We start from the raw sequence: 16169 nt of genomic DNA, 5'->3' as shown, positions 1-16169 counted from the left end.
ACGAGCACCCCGGGCGCGTCTTCCAGGTTCGCGACCTCCACGAACTCCTCGCACTGCCCACCGACGAGCCCTCGATCAACGTCACCCGCTCCCGCGTGGGACGACTCGTCCGTCAAGGATTCCTCGACCAACCCGGACGCGGCCGGTACCAGAAACGGACTTAACGTCCTCTGAGAACGATGGTCAGAAACTTGCATGAAGCTCGCGCACGGTTGCCATCAGCCGGGTTTCGCCGCCCGATGGGGCCGACCAGCGGTCGCGCTCGAGAACCTCGAGAGAGCGGTCACGGTTCACTAGTCGCATCACCGCCTGATCGTTTCAGATCTCACGCGCGGTCTCAGCACTGTGCGCAGTGCGCCGTCTTGCCATCGGGTACCCGCCGTCGAAGGGGCCCTCCGGCGGCCCCGGATTTTCCGCGGAAAATCGAAGCCGGGGGACTGAGGGCCGCTGGGCAACGGGCCGGATCCTGTCGGATCTGCCCCACCGGCGACTCCGCGGGGGCAGAGAGCGGCCGTGGGTCGGCCGCCAGCAGGCTCCGAATTTTCCGCGGAAAATCCTCTGCGGGGATCGCGGTCAATCCCGGCGGACCTGGGCCGGGACCGAGAGGTACGCCAGGTGCTCCGGCTTGCCCTCGAAGTCCACAGCCGTGTCGTCGAGGTAGTGAGCGCACTCCGCGCTCGCGTCGATGGTGAAGAAGCCGCTCCGGTCGTAGTAGTCGACGAAGACCTTGTCGGGGACGCCGCCAGGGCCGGTGGTCGGGGGCGTCAGCTTCAACTGGATGTCCTCGTGAAAGTCGCGGAAGCCGACTGTCCAGCCCTGCCCGGTCAGGAATCGGCGGGCCCGGTCCATAGCCTCGGAGGCTTGTTCGTGCGTGAGCCCGGTGAGCGTGAAGCTGGCGCTGATCGCCGCAGTGCGGGGCTCGTGGGGCGGGTTGTCCTCCAGGTTGTCGACGAAGTGGGCGAGCCCCCGCCGGTGGCAGTCGTAGGTGTTGGCCTGGACACCGTGGCTGTGCCCCAAATCGAGTGGCAGCCCGTCGGGCAGGCCGAGTGCGTCGTAGACGGCGAGCGTCCGGTCGTTCAGGTGCTCGGCGGTGGCTGCCGGGTCGGCCGCCGGGAACGGGTTCCCCTCCCAGGCCCCGGTGGCTCTCACCCCGCCGAATACCACCGCACTCGCCACCACGAAGCCCGTGAGCGTGAGAGCCGCCCTGCGTGCCCGACTGCCCTTCCGAAAGCCGATCTCCATGGTTCGTATCGTGTCCCGGGAGATCCGGCCGCTTCATGAGTACCCGTACTCAACCCGGCGTCCCGTACTCAGCTCCGTGCGGGCAGCGCAAATGAAGCGCGATAAGACCAATCCATACACAGACTTCTAGGTTCTGGGGAGGCTTGCGTCCGTATAGTAAGAGTAAGTAGGGGAGAGTCTCTGACTCGCGCCGTGGCCCAATCTTCGGAAAGGATTAAGTGCAGATGGACGAATTTATGGCGAACGTGCCCTGGGGAATTCTTAAGATCGAGGCAGTGGGCGGCGATGGAGACATCCCGGACGCAGATCCGGATAGTCGACCTGTCTCGGCCAATGAAACGTGCGTGACTGTTACGGTTCTCCATGGAGATTTCGGGCAGGTGCGGGTTCGAATCGGTAGGGATGCGACTTTGGAAGAGGATTCGGTCGCGTTTTCTGGAATCATTGCATGTCCGACCGGAATTATTGAGATCGCGGACATCGTTGGTGACACGTCCTACTTGCAGCTGCCGGTCGGCGCCGACAGGGTGGAGATTTCTGTCGGGCTTGACAAGCCGGAGCTAGCGGAGGTGGTAACTATCAGATTGCGAGAACTGTGACGTAACCCTCGGCCGTTCTTGTCCTAGGGTCGAGAGCGTAGAGATTCTGCTCAGCCCCACCCGCTATCTGATTGGCGGGCGGGGCTGAGCTTATGACGCTGACGGCAACAGAGCCGGATATCAGCGCACTCAACTCACCGCAGCGGACCCGTAGGTTGCCTCCCATCTGCGAAAGCACAGTCCATAGGTCGTCGGGCGCCGACTACTTCTCCCTGGGTACCTCGGCGGGTGCTGGGTGAAGTCCGGGCACCGGAGCGTCGAAGGAGAAGGGCAGGAGTCGGAGAGTCGGCGCGCAGAGCAGGAGCGGAGACGGGATCCCGGCAACCTGATGCTGCGCGCCGACGGCGTGACGAGTGGTCCGCTGCGCGGCGGCCCGGCGGCCCCGCTTCGCGGCGCCACCGGCCGGGAAGAGGGGCGAGAGGGAGGGCGGCCGGGGCGGCAGGCCGTCCTGCGGCTCCGCTCGCCTCCTACAGCTCGGTCCATCCGCAGGCCCGCCGCCCGGCGAGCAACTCGCTCACCCGCTGCACCTGGTCTTCGGCGCCGCTGCGCACCGGCAGGATGGTCGTGGTCGATCCTGGCGCCGTGCTGCAGGGCGGAGTTCAGCTTGTGCTGGGAACAGCCGGTTGCGCTGTCGGCTGTTTGGTCGGTGGTGTCGTTCTGGCCTGGCCGGTCGGCAGCCGTGTGGGGTCACCGGCCGGCCAGGGTTTGGTCAGGTGTTGCGGTAGTAGCGGCCGTACTGGTCGGTGAGTTTGTGGCAGGTCTCAGAGGCCTGGGGGGCGGGCCAGGCCTGGATGAGGTGGTGTTCGGCGGGAGGGCCGAAGATGTCGCCGAGGGCCCTGGCAGTGTCACGGCCGCGGGTGTGGACGCGGATCCGGTAGGTGCCGGGTCCCTGGTGGCTGACCGGTGGGAGCGCGGCGACGCGGTCGTCGGGGATCGGGCCGTGGATACGCGTGTCCGTGCGGAGGCGCATGCTGACCTCGACGACGTCGTCCCAGTCGTCGAGCGTGAGGGGCGGTTCCTGGCCGTGCGGCTCGTACCGGAGCTGGACCGGGCCGAACTCGGTGCCGGTCATGATGATCGCGAAGCTGTCGCCTCGCGTGGAGACGACCCCGTTGAACCCCTCGTACATCCCGGGGTCGAGTTCGCTTCCGGCGGTACCGATCCAATACTGGCTGTGGTCGACGCGGATTTCGGCGTCGTGTGCGGTCATCACACCTCCACGAAGTATCCGTCGCCGGGAAGGACGCGCCAGGCCGCGTAGAAGCTGGAGATGTAGCCGCCCTGGCTGTCCTGCTCGTTCTTGGGGGCCCAGACCGAGCCGCTGTTGGGTGCGGGGTTGCGGGCCGCGCCTTCGTCGGTCGTGGCGAAGGGGTACTCGTCGCAGGAGTGGGTGGGAGTCGGACGGGGACCGGCCGGCGGGCATGCGGCGGCGCGGTTGGCGTCCACGTTGGCCTGCGCCGGGTTGTAGTGCAGCGGGCGGCCGCTGCCGGGCTTGCCCAGGTGCAGGGGGGCCGCCTGCACGGTGCGGATGCTCGCGGCGATGGTCGGCAGGGTCTTCATGGTCGTCATGGTGGGCGGGTAGATCGGGAACACACAGCCGGGCTTCCGGTTGCCTATCACCCGGTCGCAGCGGATGTCGCCGGAGTCGAATTCCAGGCTCTGCGCGCCGTTGATCGACCCGGGCACGTTGATCCACAGCTTTGCCGCGGACTCCGTGAGGTTGACCCCCGATTCATCGAGCAGGGAGTCGTGGAAGTAGTCGGTGCTCTCCATGACCCTGCCATTGGTGATGGGGCCTCACCGTTCCAGTCGGCCACGACCGAGCAGGTGCCGCCGCACTGCGTCTTGTAGGAGATCGTGGTTCCGGCGGCCTTGCCCCAGAGGTTGCTGATGCTGATGCCGAGGTGCCCGGTGTAGTCCGCGCTGGCCATATCGACCGGGATGTAGTTCACGAGGGTGAAGTCGAAGCCCCCGACCTCCTTGTTGGTACCCGCTTCCTTGACCGGGTAGTGCAGCGTCTGCTTCAGGCAGGTTTCGGTCCGGTCCGTCATCCACTGGCTCGTGCACCAGGACGGATACGAAAACGAGAACCCGGAGGCGGCAGCGGTCGTAGCGGCCTGGAGGTGTGAGGCTTCGGCCGGCCGGGCCGCGCACAGGTCCGCCCCCGGTGCTTCATCGCACAGCCCGCGCCCGTTTGTGTCTGCCACAGGAACGGCAGCTGACCCCTGAGGCGTCCCCGGGGCCTGGCCCATCGGAGCCGCAGCGCCCATCAAGGACGAGGCTCGCCGCCGGGATCCAACCCGTCCCGACCTCTCCCTGATCGACCGGTTCGACGCCGCTCAGGTGCCCGGGCAGGCTCACGGCCGCGTACTGGTGCGCGGCTTTCTTCGTGGTCCGCGCGGCCACGGCGCCGTGAACACCGCCGTCCTCCGCCCTCCACGCGGCCTGGGCCTGGAAGACGCCGGGTTTCTCGGACCGCACGTCCCGGACCACGAGCGCCGCCCCACCCACTCCTTGGGCGTGCGAGTGGAGCACCGAGGTCGCGATCTCGGGACGAGCCCTGACCACGGCCCAGGCGGACGAGACCGCCGCGTGGGCCTGGGGGAACCGCGGCACCTGGAGGAGAAGCATCCGCAGCTCTTTCACCCCTAGGCGGCCCGGACGGCTGCCTCGGCCGCCAGCTCGGCGGGCAGTCCCTGCTTGGCGCATGCGTTCTCCAACAGTCGCGCGAACACCTCCGGGTCTACTGCTCCGAGCTCAACGCGGGATCCGGAAATCGGCCGCGGAACATGGGCCGACTGGGTCGGAGGAGGAGTCGTCATCGTGAACCTTCAGGCGAACCGGGGCATCATGCCTGCCAAAATCTGCTCAACCAGCCCCAGATCCTGGCAAATAGCCCCATGGCCGGAGCGCGACACGAAGCGCCGCTCCCCGGAAGCACCCGAACGTGTTCCCGATCCCTGTCGCCTTGACGACGAAGCCGATCAAATAACAGCCCTGGCCACAACGTCGGCCCTTGCAAGCCCCGCCAGACCACCGCGATCTCGACCACCAGCCCGGCGGCGTGCTCCTGGCAGGCATCGCCGGGTCGATAACGGTGTCGGTACACCGCACCGGATGACTCGTCATCACGGGCGTTGACGGCGCCTCTCGACGTTCGCCCTTCGAGACTGTCGGGATCCAAACCCGGCAGAGCGGCCCTACTGGCACTGCTCGGTCTACGGCAGGACTCAAGGAGAGATGGGTATCCACCAGAACGCCTCCTTGACGTCGAGTGCCCATCTAGTGATCCTCTGTGATCGCGGTATATGAAGCCGCAACCAAGGAGGACCACATGGTCATGAAGCCGACCGAGGAGCAGCAGGCCGCGAGGGAGGTCTTCGTCGCTGGCCGGGATTTGGCTCTGGTGGCGGGTGCTGGTATGGGCAAGACCTCGACCCTGATGCTGATGGGTTCCGCCACGAAGAAGCGTGGCTTGTACATTTCGTTCAACCGGGCCATTGCGGAAGATGCCCGAGGCCGTTTCGGCTGGAATGTGGAGTGCCGGACCGCGCACTCGCTCGCCTTCAAGGCCGTAGGGAGAAATTACGGGCCGCGGCTGGAGACCTCCGCGCGGATTCCGGCGAAACAAACCGCACGGTTGCTGGGCATCACGAGCGACCTGATGGTGGACGGCACCAAGATCACGATTGCGCATCAGGCGCGCTTGGTGATGGGCATGGTGCGGCGCTTCTGCTACACGACCGACCTGCAGGTCATGGCCAGGCACATGGAGCCCCTGAACGGCCTCAGCGCCGCAGGCCAGGACTTCGCTGCCCGCACGCTGCTGCCGTACGCGGTGAAGGCGTGGGAGGACATCCAGTCCTTGGATGGCAGGCTCCGGTTTGAGCACGACTTCTACATGAAGATGTGGGCCATGGGCGAGCCGGTACTGCCGGCGGACTTCATCCTGCTGGACGAGGCCCAGGACACCAACCCGGTGCTCGAGGAGATCTTCCTCAACCAGCCGGCGCAGCGTATCTGCGTCGGCGATCCGGCCCAGCAGATCTATGGCTGGCGTTCGGCGAAGGACGTGATGACAGGCTTCCCCGCCGAGCACCTCCACTTGACGCAGTCGTTCCGCTTCGGCCCGCGGGTCGCCGAGGAGGCCAATCGCTGGCTCAAGCACGCGGAGTCGGACCTGCGCCTGACCGGCTCCGGGGCGGTCGATTCGCAGATCGGGCCGCTGAACGAACCCGACGCGGTGCTGTGCCGGGGCAACGCGGATGCCATGCAGGAAGTTCTGAGCTTCCTGGAGGACCGAGTGCCGGTTGCACTGGCTGGCGGCGGCAGCGCGCTGGAGCGGATCGCGAACGCCGCCCTCGAACTCCAGGCGGGACGCCGCACCAGCCACCCCGAACTGTTCCTGTTCAACTCCTGGGGCGAGGTGCGGGAGTACGTCGAACAGGACAAGGCCGGCCAGGACCTGAAGGCGACTGTCAAGCTGGTCGACGACTACGGACCGCCCCTGATCCTCAAGGCCGTGGCACATCTGAGCTCGGAGAACGACGCCAGGGTCACGGTCTCCACCGTCCACAAGGCAAAGGGCCGCGAGTGGAACACCGTACGCATCGGCGAAGGGTTCGCGCCGCCGCCGACGACCGACGAAGGCCGGCAGCTACCCATGCGGTTGGACGAGGCACGACTCGTCTACGTAGCGGCCACCCGGGCCCGCCACCAGCTCGACGCGAGAGGGCTTTCCTGGGTTAGCGGCTACGAGAAGGCGATGGCCGTCGAGGAGAGGGACGGCACCATTGGTGGTGTTCCGATGATCCATCTGAGCCTGACCGGCCAGCTGCAGTACACGACATCTCCACTGTCCCGGTTCATGGCCGAGCACCTACCGGGAAGCGGCGCCGTCGTGTCCGACTATCAGCGGCGTATCGCTGGCCTGCCGCATCCGGTCCAGCCCGTCGACGTCCAGTACCCGGACTGGCCTGCGCTCGGGCACGCCATCGACTACCGACTGCGGCTGTCCCTGGGCCGTCCACTCGGCGAAGCCGTGGAACTCGGTGTCCACGGCGCGGGCCTCGGGCAGCCACTCTCGGGAGCACCCGCGGACGATGCCCGCACGGCCCTGCACGCGGCCGGGCTGGAGCTGCTGGCCACGGTGGACGACTACCTCACCCGGCCAGCCATGGACGACGAACGGCTGAGCCGGCTGTGCTTCGTCGCCGCACACTTTGAGGACCTCTTCCGCAGCGGACAGTTCCGCCGACACAACCCGTTGGCTGGCGCCACCGGGGCAACGACCCTCGACCAGCTGTGCGCCGACGTCCCGCCGTACGTCGTCGAGGACCTCCGACGCCAGATGGAACTCGCCGAAGAGCCGTTCAAGGGGTTCCGCTCACTGCCGCCCGAGGACCGGGTCTGCGGCCCGGGCTTCGCGGGCAGCGCGGACATCGGCGGCGCTGATGCCGACTTCATCCTCGATGGCCTGCTCCTGGACTGCAAGGCCAGCACCCGCCCGCAGCGGCTCGGCCGGGACGAGATCTACCAACTCGCCGGCTACCTCCTGCTCGACTACGACGACGCCTACGGCATCGACCGGGTCGGTCTCTACCTCTCCCGTCAGGGCCACCTGGTGGTCTGGGGCGCGGACGAGTTCCTCGCCCGTCTCGGCGCCCGGATCAGCCTGAGCGGGCTGCGTAGCCGTCTTCGCGCGCACCTGCGCGCAGTGGCCAGGGCAGCCCGCTGACAACAGGTCGGCCAGGGCACCAGGACGCCGGTGGCGGTGTGGCACAGCACGCTGGATGCTGCTGTCCCACACCGCCACCGGCGCAGCGCTGAGCGGCCGCCAGGATCTCTTCGGTGCTGGGCACGCCCGAAGGCTACGGGCGCGGCGCTGACGCCGGGCCGATGCGCGGAAGTCCGGCGGACGGTCCTACGCGGAAGCGGAGCGGGCGGCCAGAAGCACGCGCCCCATCGCGGGCTCCTCGGCGGGGCCAACGCGCACTGCACGTGGGGGCGGCTGTTCCTGACGCGCGGGGAGCTGACGGCGCTGGCGGTTCTGCTGACCGACCGGTTCGGGTGGAACCTGTCCTGCTTCGACCGTCTTCCGGTCCCCACAAGGGCGCCGTCGGCCGGGGAGACGAGGACGGTGACCTACCAGGTGCAGGTGGAGAAGCGCCGCCGCGGTGGCGGGCTCTGGTTCTCCACGGAGAACGTCACCGACTCTGGCGCCGATTCTGCGGGCCGGCTGATCACCCAGGCGCTGGAGGCCACCGCGCACGGCCGCGCCCTGGCCGCCCGCCTGTCCCCGGGCACGGACCTGCTGATGACCGCCCGCACCGGCCGGATCTGGCGCGAGCACCAGGAACTCGACCGGCCCCCGCAGGTCGGCCCGCTCGTCTTCGGTATCTCGGACAACGACGCGACCCGGTGGGCGTTCCTGCACAAACTGGGGGGATCTCCGTTCCGGCGAACCCGCCGGAACGCGGTGATCCGCGAAGGCCGTCCGCTTCAGCACACCCAGGGCACGCACGAGAGCATCTACGTCCTCCCGGACGAGCAGGTGCAGCACGCCTCCCTGGCCGTCTTCGAGGACGGCGCGCGAGAGGCTCTTAAGCAGGCCAGGTCGGCGGTCTTCGGCGGCTGGCTCGCCGAGGCACCGGATGCCGCGCACCAGGAGACGGCGACAGCGGACTGCCAGGACGAGGCCGCCAGCCCCTGGCCCGCCCCGGGCGGTGGCTGCGCGGCGGACTTCCTTCTGTGCCTGGCCTGCCCCAACGCCCACGTCCACCCGGGCCACCACCCACGCCTTGCCCACCTGCGCTGCCAGGTCGAGAGCCTGCGCTCGGCCCTGCCCGAACACCTGTGGGCCGAGCGGTGGCGCGACCACCTGCTGCGGCTGGACGACCTGCGGGACAAGGTCGGGCACGCCGCATGGACCTCCGCCCTGACCAGGGTGACGGACACCGACCGCCGCGTCGTCGGCCTCCTCGTGAACGGAGACCTTTGATCGTGACCACCGCCTCCGTCCCCGAGGACGACCCGTACGTCCTGGCAATGCCGGCGCCGGACAGCCCCGTGGTGCAGCCCCAGTGGATCAGCGCCGGGAACCGGCACGCCAACGGCCTGTTCGCGGACATGGACTGGCCGCTGGCCCCGCTCATCGACAATCCCGGCGCCATCCTCCACACCATCCGCTGGAAGAACTGTCCCCAGCCACTGCGTGCCCAGCTGAAACAAGTGGTCTGGACGATGATCAACGGCCAGCTGCGTCCCACCCAGGTCCAGCACCGCGGGGCCAGGGCCCGCACCCGGCGCTCCCCCGCAGACCTGCACACCACGGCCGTCGAATGGATGCGCCTCGCCCGCTGGCTGTACGAGCACCAGGTCCACGATCTCGCCGGCTGCCCCGCACGAGAGTGGCAGGCGTACGCGGCCGAGCGCTGGTCGGACGGATGCAGCCGCCGCACTGCGGAGAAGACCCTGATCCGGCTCACGGACCTGTGGGCCTTCGACCAGCTTTCCGCCAGGCCTGTCGGAATCGTCCGCCCTCCCTGGGACACCGAGGGCGCCGACGACTTCCTGCCCGCCGAGCCCGACACCGCAGGCCGAGGCGAGAACTCGACCGAGCCGCTGGACCCGCAGGTCCTGGGACCGCTGCTGACCTGGGCGATCCGGATGGTCGAGGACTTCGCCGACGACATCCTGGCCGCCTGGGCCGAGAACCGACGGCTGACCGAACTCGCCGCGACCACCCGTCCGAGCCCAGCCGGCCGGGCCACCCTGGAGAACTACCTGCTGCCACTGGTCCACAGCGGGGCTCCCCTGCCCTCGGTTGAGCACCGCGGCAGGGTCTCACTCGCCCGCACCTACATCGCCGCCACGACCGGAGCCTCCCCCAGCCAGCTCGACCTGCTCGCCAGACCGAGGGGCATCGACAAGCTGGTGGCCGCACGGCCGGGGCCCGCCCCGCTGCGGATCCCGGTGACCGGGCGGATCGACGGTAGGCCCTGGCGCCAGCACCTGGACTTCACCGAGGCCGCCGAGCTCATGCGGCACCTCGGTACCGCCGCCGCCATCACCTGCCTCTACCTGACCGGTATGCGCCCGCAGGAGGTGCAAGGGCTGCGGTCCGGCTGCTGTCCCGACCCCGAGTCCGGCGAAGACGGCAGCCCGAGGCGGCACCTGATCCGCAGCCACCACTACAAGAACGTCACCGACGAGGACGGCAACCACGTCTCCGCTGGCGAGGAACGCGCCGTCCCCTGGGTCGCCATCACCCCGGTTGTCCGTGCCATCCGCGTTCTGGAACGCATGGTCCCCGACGGCGAGCTCCTCCTGAGCGCCGCCCACCACGACATCCCCCGCCAGCGCAACAACCCGGGAGCCCTGAAGAACTTCGCCCTGAGATGGCGTATCGAGGCCTTCGTCGCCTGGGCCAACCAGGAGGCCCACGTCCAAGGCCTGCCCGAACAGGCCATCCCCGACGACCCGCACGGGGCCATCGGCCTGGCGAGGTTTCGCAGGTCACTGGCCTGGCACGTCGCCCGGCGCCCCGGCGGGCTGGTCGCCCTGGCCATCCAGTACGGGCACATGCGCACCTTCCTCGACGCCCGCACCTCCACCGGCTACGGCACCCGCAGTCGCGGCGGCATCCACGCCGAGCTCGACATCGAGACCGCCCGAGCGGCTGCTGACACCGCGGTCCGGCTGAACGACCGCATGGCGGCCGGCGAGAAGATCTCCGGCCCTGCGGCCCGTCGGGCCCTGACCGCCGCCGCGACCACGCCCTGGTTCGAGGGCAGGACCGTCACCGACAAGTTCGCGAAGAAGGCCGCCGCCTTCCTGGCCCGGGACGGCCTGGTGCTGTTCGACAACCCGGACGCCCACCTGATCTGCGTGTTCAGGCAGGACACCGCACTGTGCGATCCGGACCCACACACCGTCGCGCCGAACCAGTTTGCTTGTCGGCTCGGCTGCGGCAACGCGGTCCGCACCGACACCCACGCCGCAGGCCTTCGCGGACGCGCCGACGAGCTCGACGCCCTGGCCGCCACCGCTCCCGAACCTGTCGGCCGGCGACTGAAGCGCAACGCGGACCGCCTGCGTGAGGTTGCCGACAACCACGACGCCACCGCCCAACCAACCGAGGCCCTGACATGAACGAACAGCACCAGGACGAACGGGCCCGCATCCGCGAGGCCATCGACCGGCTCCTGACCGGTCAGCCAACCGTCTCCAACGGCAGCCTGACTGTCGTCGCCCTCGCTGTCGAGGCTGGCGTCCACCGCATGGCCTTGCTCAAGCGCCATGCCGATCTGAAGAACGAATTCTACGAACGCGTCCGCGCCGAGACGGCGCAGGTCCCCGAGGCCGAGAAGCGACTGCGGAAGGACGTCACCAAGCTCAAGGAACGGGTCTACGACCTGACCAAGGAGAGCGACGAACTCAAGGACCAAGTCGCCCATCTCGCCCTCGCTGGCGCCGTCCTTGCAGACAGGTTGCGCACGGCTGAGGAGCAGACCACGCTTCCCGACAACGTCGCGCGCTTGCCCACGCGGTGACCGGCCAGCGCCTCTGAATCTTCTTCCCGACTCGGTGATGAGCGACCCGGCTGGCAAGCACGACAGGTCAGTGGTTCGCGGCGAGCAACTCTTCGATGGCAGTGCGGATGGCTTCGTCCTGGGTGAAACCCCGCCAGCCGCCGCTGCTGCGAAGCCGCTGATCACGGAACAGCACGTCGCGCAGAAGCCGGACGGTGGGCTGATCGGTGTGACCGGTGCGGGCCAGGTATTGCACGGCGGGGAGCATGACCGGGCGGTAGACGCCCGTGGCCAGTGCCTGCAGTGCCGTCGTCAAAACCGGGACACTGGTCTCGGTATCACCGGTTGCGGCCCAGAGAGCGTGCGCTGCCTCGATACGGGTCCAGGGATCCGTGTCCGTGATCAGCGTCCGGACCTGGTTCGCGTACCGGGCGGCGTGAGGGCCTAGATCGGCGAGCATGCGCAGGGCAGGGCGCGGGATACGTGCCCCGTCGGCAATGCTTCCAAGGACTTCCAGGGCTGGTTCGGGCTCGCCGCCGACCTTCCAGTAGGCCCAGGCAGCGAGTTCCGCATGTGCCCCACCAGTGCTCGATCGGTCCAACAACAGGTCGCGTGCCCCGTTCCCTGCGACGCCGATCCCCGCCAGCGCGGTCGCTGCCGCCGCCCAGGTCCGGTCGTCCTCCAGCAAGCTGAGCAGTTGGGGAACCGCTGCCTTCGCGGTGGCACCCCAGTCCGCGAGCACCTGGCAGAGCCGGTTCAGCGCGTGCTGGTCCATGGCGGCATCGAGCTGTGCACCGACGGCGGGCAGAAGCAGCTCGGCGTGGTCGTGAAGGTAGCCAAGGACCTCGTGGAGCCCGGGGAGGACGGGATAGTGCCAGCCAGCGGTGACGGGATAGCCGGCAGACCCCGTGGTGAAGCCCGATCGCGGTTCGGCCATCACCTCGACCAGGCGCGGTATGCAGCGTGGATCGTTCATTCGGGCCAGCGCCCACACCGCGGTCTCGGCGACGGTCTCCCGCTTCCGGGTCGCCCGGGCGGCGGTGTCGTCGAGTAGGGCGGCGGCCTCGTCAGCGTGAGCTGCGGCGGCCGGGCCGAGGCACGCCAGCAGCTCGACCGCATGGAATCGGACCTCGGGGGCGGGATCGGCCAACCGTGCGGCGAGAGCGGGGAGGAGCGCGGCGCTCGCTGAGCGCCATTGCGCCAGCAACCCGCCGGCCTGGGCCAGGGCTCCGACCCGCTGATCAACGTCGGGATGGTCCTGCAAGAGGCCAAGGGTGAAAGCGGGGAACGGCTCGGTGAACAACGCCGCTGTCCAGTGGTGGACACCCTTGACGCCGGTATCGACCGTACTGGTGTGGCGCCAAAGCTGGACGCTTCGATCTCGGACTGCTTCCAGCAGGAGGTCGATTCGCCGTACGGGAAGGTTCGGGTCAGTTGGGGCGAGTGCGTGCACGGCCGCCAGGCGAATCTGCGCTTCCGGGGAGTTGAGCAGCCCGCGGAGCAGTTCCAGGACCTCGGCAGCCCGCGGGCCCGCGGGTTCCCGTCCGGCCGCCAGGCCGAGCGCGAGGACTAGATCGAGGCGGGTCACCGGATCGGCCTCCGCCTGCCAGCACTGCACAAGCGCAGGCAGTATGAGTTCGCCCGGGCTGTCGCAGACTCCGACGACATCGGCCGCGTCTCGCCGGATTTCCGGGGCGGGATCGGTGAGCAGTACGAGCATCTGCGGCACAACCTGTTCCCAAGCCGGTCGCCAGTTGGGGTCCAGGAACCTTTCGGCGACCTGCCCCGCCTCGTTCGCCAGCCTCGACACCAGTTCCAGCACCACTCGGCGGTTTGAGAGCAGGACGTCCGGATTCGCGGCCAGACTCACCAGGAAGGGCAGCGCGGCCGGGGCCGCCGAGCAGATCCAACCGCCCTGGTGGAACAGGTGGTTGAGGAGCTCGAACGCTGCGTCACCCGCGTCTTCCGGGTCCTGTCCAGCGCACCGACGCAACAGAACCGGCACGTCTTCGGCAGACCCGTAGTTGTGTTTCAGCGTCGCCCAGTCAACTGCTTCCAGTCCCTCCCACATGCCCGTGACCCTATCTCTGGGCCTTGGGCACAGGCCACGAGAAAAAAATTGCTGCTCCGGGCAGCCGCGACGCGATCGCGCCGGACCCCGACCCCAGAGCTCAAGTGGCTGAACAGAAGAACTTGACAGACATCCCATGAGCTGGAGTGTCAAACGGCGAGTGCGCGGGCCCGAGGGGACAGGTGGCCATCTCGTCATACGGATGGCCGACACGCCCTCGCGATCCGGGCCGAATCATCATCGGGCTGTCCTGCCCGGCTCGCGACCGGCAGCTCCTCTGTCGGACTCGGTCTCTATGGTGATCCACGGAGCAGGTGGCTCGATGGAAGGCAGTGATGACTGAGGTGCACAGCGACATGCTCGTCGAGGCGTTCTACTGCGACGGGTGGGATGCCCTGAATCGTTCGACAGTCCGCCCAATCCCCCGCGAGGAAGCCGCCCGCCGAGACGCGGCAGGCGAGCCATACGCGGTCGTGCTCGCCGCCCTCGGGCAGGAGCTTCCCATCGCGGTGCTGCATGTCGCGTGGAGCGAGCACTATCTGGGCCTGTGGCGGTTCGATTCCTTGGGCCGCCGCGTGTTCGAAGCCGACCTGCGCAGGCTGGAACCGACACGGCTGTTCCTGCGCCACCTGGCCGAGTGGCGATACGAGCAGCAGGATCTCCCCGACCTCTCGGATGAAGCCTGGAGGCGGACCATCGATCTGTACCCGGACGGGAAGAACAGCCAGGGCCTGTACCCACGCGGCCGGCTCGGCGGCTCGACGCGTACTCTGGTCGACCTGCCGCGCGACCTGTGGTGGCTGCCAGTCCCGGAATTCGGGCGCTGGGAATACCTGCTGACAGCGGTGACCCGGTGTCCGATGAAGACCGCGTACGGGATCAGCCGGCGGCGGCCTGCTCGGCCTCCCAGCGTTCGGCAAGCTCCTGCTTCCAGCCCTTGGGCGGCGGCCACGGCACGCCCCAGGCCGCGAGCTGCGCCCTGGTCCAACCGCCGGCCGGGGTGCGGGCGGCTTCGATCTCGTCAGGCGAAGGAGTCATGATCCGATGATGCCCGGAGCGCGGCTGTCCGATGGCTCGGGTACGGTGCGCTGAGCACGCAAGAGGGCGCCCGGCCACCACATTTGGCCGGGTGCCCTCTTGCTGTCCGTCGGCTCCGCGCCGGTCAGTCGGTGTTCCGCAGTCGGCGGAGCACGGCCTTGTAGACGGCGGGGTCGCTGCTGTCGATGAAGGCCTCCGCGAGGATCCGCTGGATCTCCCCGGGAGTGAAGCGGCCCCGGCCGAGCGCGTTGGCGAGGTCGAGCGAGCGCCGGGAGAGTGCCTGGCGTAGTTCCTGGGCGGTCAGCGGCTCGACGACGAGTTCCCCTTCGAGGATCTCGCGGTCGTCCTTCTCCTCGTTGGTCTGCTGTCCGTCGTTCGACGGCTTCTCGCCGTCGGCGGAGGTAGCGGCCCGCTCCAGCTGGGGCTGGGACGGGATCAGGGAGAGCTCGTAGGCGGTGATCGCGTCCGTGAGCCGTTCGGCAGTGACCTTCTGGCCGGCCTTCTCGATCGAGTCAACGACCCGGGCGGCGGCTTCGCGACCGCGGGTGTGCAGGAAGCCAGCGATAGCCAGGGCCTGCGATTCGTTGGGGGAAGGCAGTACCTGGGCGGCCACGACCTCGGTGACGATCGGCGCGGCCTCGATGAGCTGCCGGGCGCGGCGGTACCGGATGCGGAACCGGTCCCAGACGTACTGGCCGAAGGTGAGGCCGGTCGATGCCTTCACGGTGAGGTCGTTCTCATCGATGTGCCGCAGGATGCTGCCGACCACGATGACGTATCGGGTCTGAGCGGACTGGACTTCGCCGTCCAGGCGCTGGTCGGCGGTGTGGACCATCTCCTCCAGCTGCTTGAGCTTGTCGGCGTCGGTGCCGGTGAGCTTGCTGAAGTCGACGGGTGCGGGAATCCCGTCTACCCGGTTGGCTTCCATCTCCTGCTTGAGCGCGTCCTGGTCGGAGGACATGGCGGTGGCCAGCTTCTCGACGCTCGTGCCCGCGCTGGTGTTGATGACGAACTTCTTGCGCTCTCGGGTCTTACCGCTCACGCCGCGGCCTCCACGAATCCGAGGGAGACGATCATGTTGCGGAAGATCTTCGCGGCCTCGTCCTTCGGGGCGTACATGCACACGGGCTGTCCGCCGATCTCACGCGCTTCGGCGATCTTCGAGCGGACCGGGACCTCGCCCTTCACCGGGACGGGCAGGGTGAACAGGGCGTCGTAGACGGACTGGTTGAAGTCGGAGAACGGGCGGTCGATGCGGTTGATGACGATGCCTCGGTAATCCATCGGCTTGCGGCCGAGGGCGTTCATCGTCTTGGCGGCCTGCGCGAGGAGCAAGTGGACGGCCCTGATGCTGAACGTGTCGACGTCCATCGGGATGACGGCGTCGGTCGCGGCGGCCAGGGCGGCGTCGGTGTCGTCGTCGATCGCCGGACGGCAGTCGAGGAGGACGTGGTCGTACTCGCCCTCCATCTGGGCCAGGAGCCGCTGGAGGCGCAGCTCGCTCCCGGGACAGCTTCCTGCGCCCCTGCGGCTTCCGGTCCGCTCGGATCTCGAAGTCCATCGCACCCCTTGAGCTGGGGTGTTGCAACGACTCCTAGAAGTTCACTGAAAATCAGGGGTTCTGGCCCCGCGTCACTCGGTGTGGGGTCAGACTGCTGGTGTGCTGGGACAGTGGGATGGGGAGAT

General features: G+C 68.4%; 12 protein-coding genes. 6 read left to right on the top strand and 6 right to left on the bottom strand.

What is annotated here, in order from left to right; all coding sequences use genetic code 11:
- Nucleotides 1–573: 573 nt before the first annotated feature.
- Nucleotides 574–1149, bottom strand: coding sequence for a hypothetical protein (locus AC0B61_RS36350; RefSeq protein WP_471746699.1), 576 nt, complete (start codon nt 1147–1149; stop codon nt 574–576).
- Nucleotides 1150–1466: 317 nt separating this feature from the next.
- Between AC0B61_RS36350 and AC0B61_RS36345 the strand changes: the two genes are divergently transcribed.
- Nucleotides 1467–1841 (top strand): hypothetical protein, encoded by a 375-nt coding sequence (locus AC0B61_RS36345; RefSeq protein WP_471746697.1) that lies wholly within the window; start codon nt 1467–1469, stop codon nt 1839–1841.
- A gap of 709 nt (nt 1842–2550) precedes the next feature.
- On the opposite strand, the gene AC0B61_RS36340 is transcribed toward AC0B61_RS36345, so the two are convergent.
- Nucleotides 2551–3051, bottom strand: coding sequence for a hypothetical protein (locus tag AC0B61_RS36340; protein WP_471746695.1), 501 nt, complete (start codon nt 3049–3051; stop codon nt 2551–2553).
- Nucleotides 3051–3614, bottom strand: a complete 564-nt coding sequence (locus AC0B61_RS36335) for a NucA/NucB deoxyribonuclease domain-containing protein (RefSeq protein ID WP_471746693.1) — start codon at nt 3612–3614, stop codon at nt 3051–3053. The genes AC0B61_RS36340 and AC0B61_RS36335 overlap by 1 nt, the downstream gene beginning before the upstream one ends.
- 1561 nt (nt 3615–5175) lie before the next feature.
- Between AC0B61_RS36335 and AC0B61_RS36330 the strand changes: the two genes are divergently transcribed.
- The 4 genes from AC0B61_RS36330 to AC0B61_RS36315 all read left to right on the top strand — a co-directional run bounded on the left by AC0B61_RS36330 (nt 5176) and on the right by AC0B61_RS36315 (nt 11395).
- Complete coding sequence (locus AC0B61_RS36330) at nt 5176–7578, top strand: UvrD-helicase domain-containing protein (protein WP_471746691.1); 2403 nt, start codon at nt 5176–5178, stop codon at nt 7576–7578.
- Nucleotides 7579–7980: 402 nt separating this feature from the next.
- Nucleotides 7981–8841 carry a hypothetical protein gene (locus AC0B61_RS36325; protein WP_471746689.1) on the top strand — a complete coding sequence of 287 codons (861 nt, stop codon included), beginning with the start codon at nt 7981–7983 and terminating at the stop codon, nt 8839–8841.
- 2 nt (nt 8842–8843) lie between these two features.
- Complete coding sequence (locus AC0B61_RS36320) at nt 8844–10994, top strand: integrase (RefSeq protein WP_471746687.1); 2151 nt, start codon at nt 8844–8846, stop codon at nt 10992–10994.
- Nucleotides 10991–11395: a hypothetical protein gene (locus AC0B61_RS36315; protein ID WP_471746686.1), complete on the top strand. Its 405-nt coding sequence runs from the start codon at nt 10991–10993 to the stop codon at nt 11393–11395. The genes AC0B61_RS36320 and AC0B61_RS36315 overlap by 4 nt, the downstream gene beginning before the upstream one ends.
- A 67-nt stretch (nt 11396–11462) precedes the next feature.
- Here AC0B61_RS36315 and AC0B61_RS36310 read toward each other — a convergent pair whose 3' ends face one another.
- Nucleotides 11463–13445, bottom strand: coding sequence for a HEAT repeat domain-containing protein (locus AC0B61_RS36310; RefSeq protein WP_471746684.1), 1983 nt, complete (start codon nt 13443–13445; stop codon nt 11463–11465).
- A gap of 335 nt (nt 13446–13780) precedes the next feature.
- Here AC0B61_RS36310 and AC0B61_RS36305 point away from each other — a divergent pair, with 335 nt between their 5' ends.
- The gene (locus AC0B61_RS36305) at nt 13781–14485 is read left to right on the top strand and encodes a hypothetical protein (protein WP_471746682.1); all 705 of its coding nucleotides are present in this window, start codon (nt 13781–13783) and stop codon (nt 14483–14485) included.
- 122 nt (nt 14486–14607) lie between these two features.
- Here the strand turns inward: AC0B61_RS36305 and AC0B61_RS36300 are convergent, their stop codons facing one another.
- Both AC0B61_RS36300 and AC0B61_RS36295 read right to left on the bottom strand, forming a co-directional pair.
- A complete protein-coding gene (locus tag AC0B61_RS36300) occupies nt 14608–15525 on the bottom strand; it encodes a hypothetical protein (protein WP_471746681.1) in 918 nt (305 codons plus the stop codon).
- Nucleotides 15522–15953, bottom strand: coding sequence for a ParA family protein (locus AC0B61_RS36295; protein ID WP_471746679.1), 432 nt, complete (start codon nt 15951–15953; stop codon nt 15522–15524). The genes AC0B61_RS36300 and AC0B61_RS36295 overlap by 4 nt, the downstream gene beginning before the upstream one ends.
- Nucleotides 15954–16169: the final 216 nt, after the last annotated feature.

Source organism: Kitasatospora sp. NPDC023385, assembly GCF_055664045.1.
This window is presented reverse-complemented; position numbering and strand designations above follow the sequence as displayed.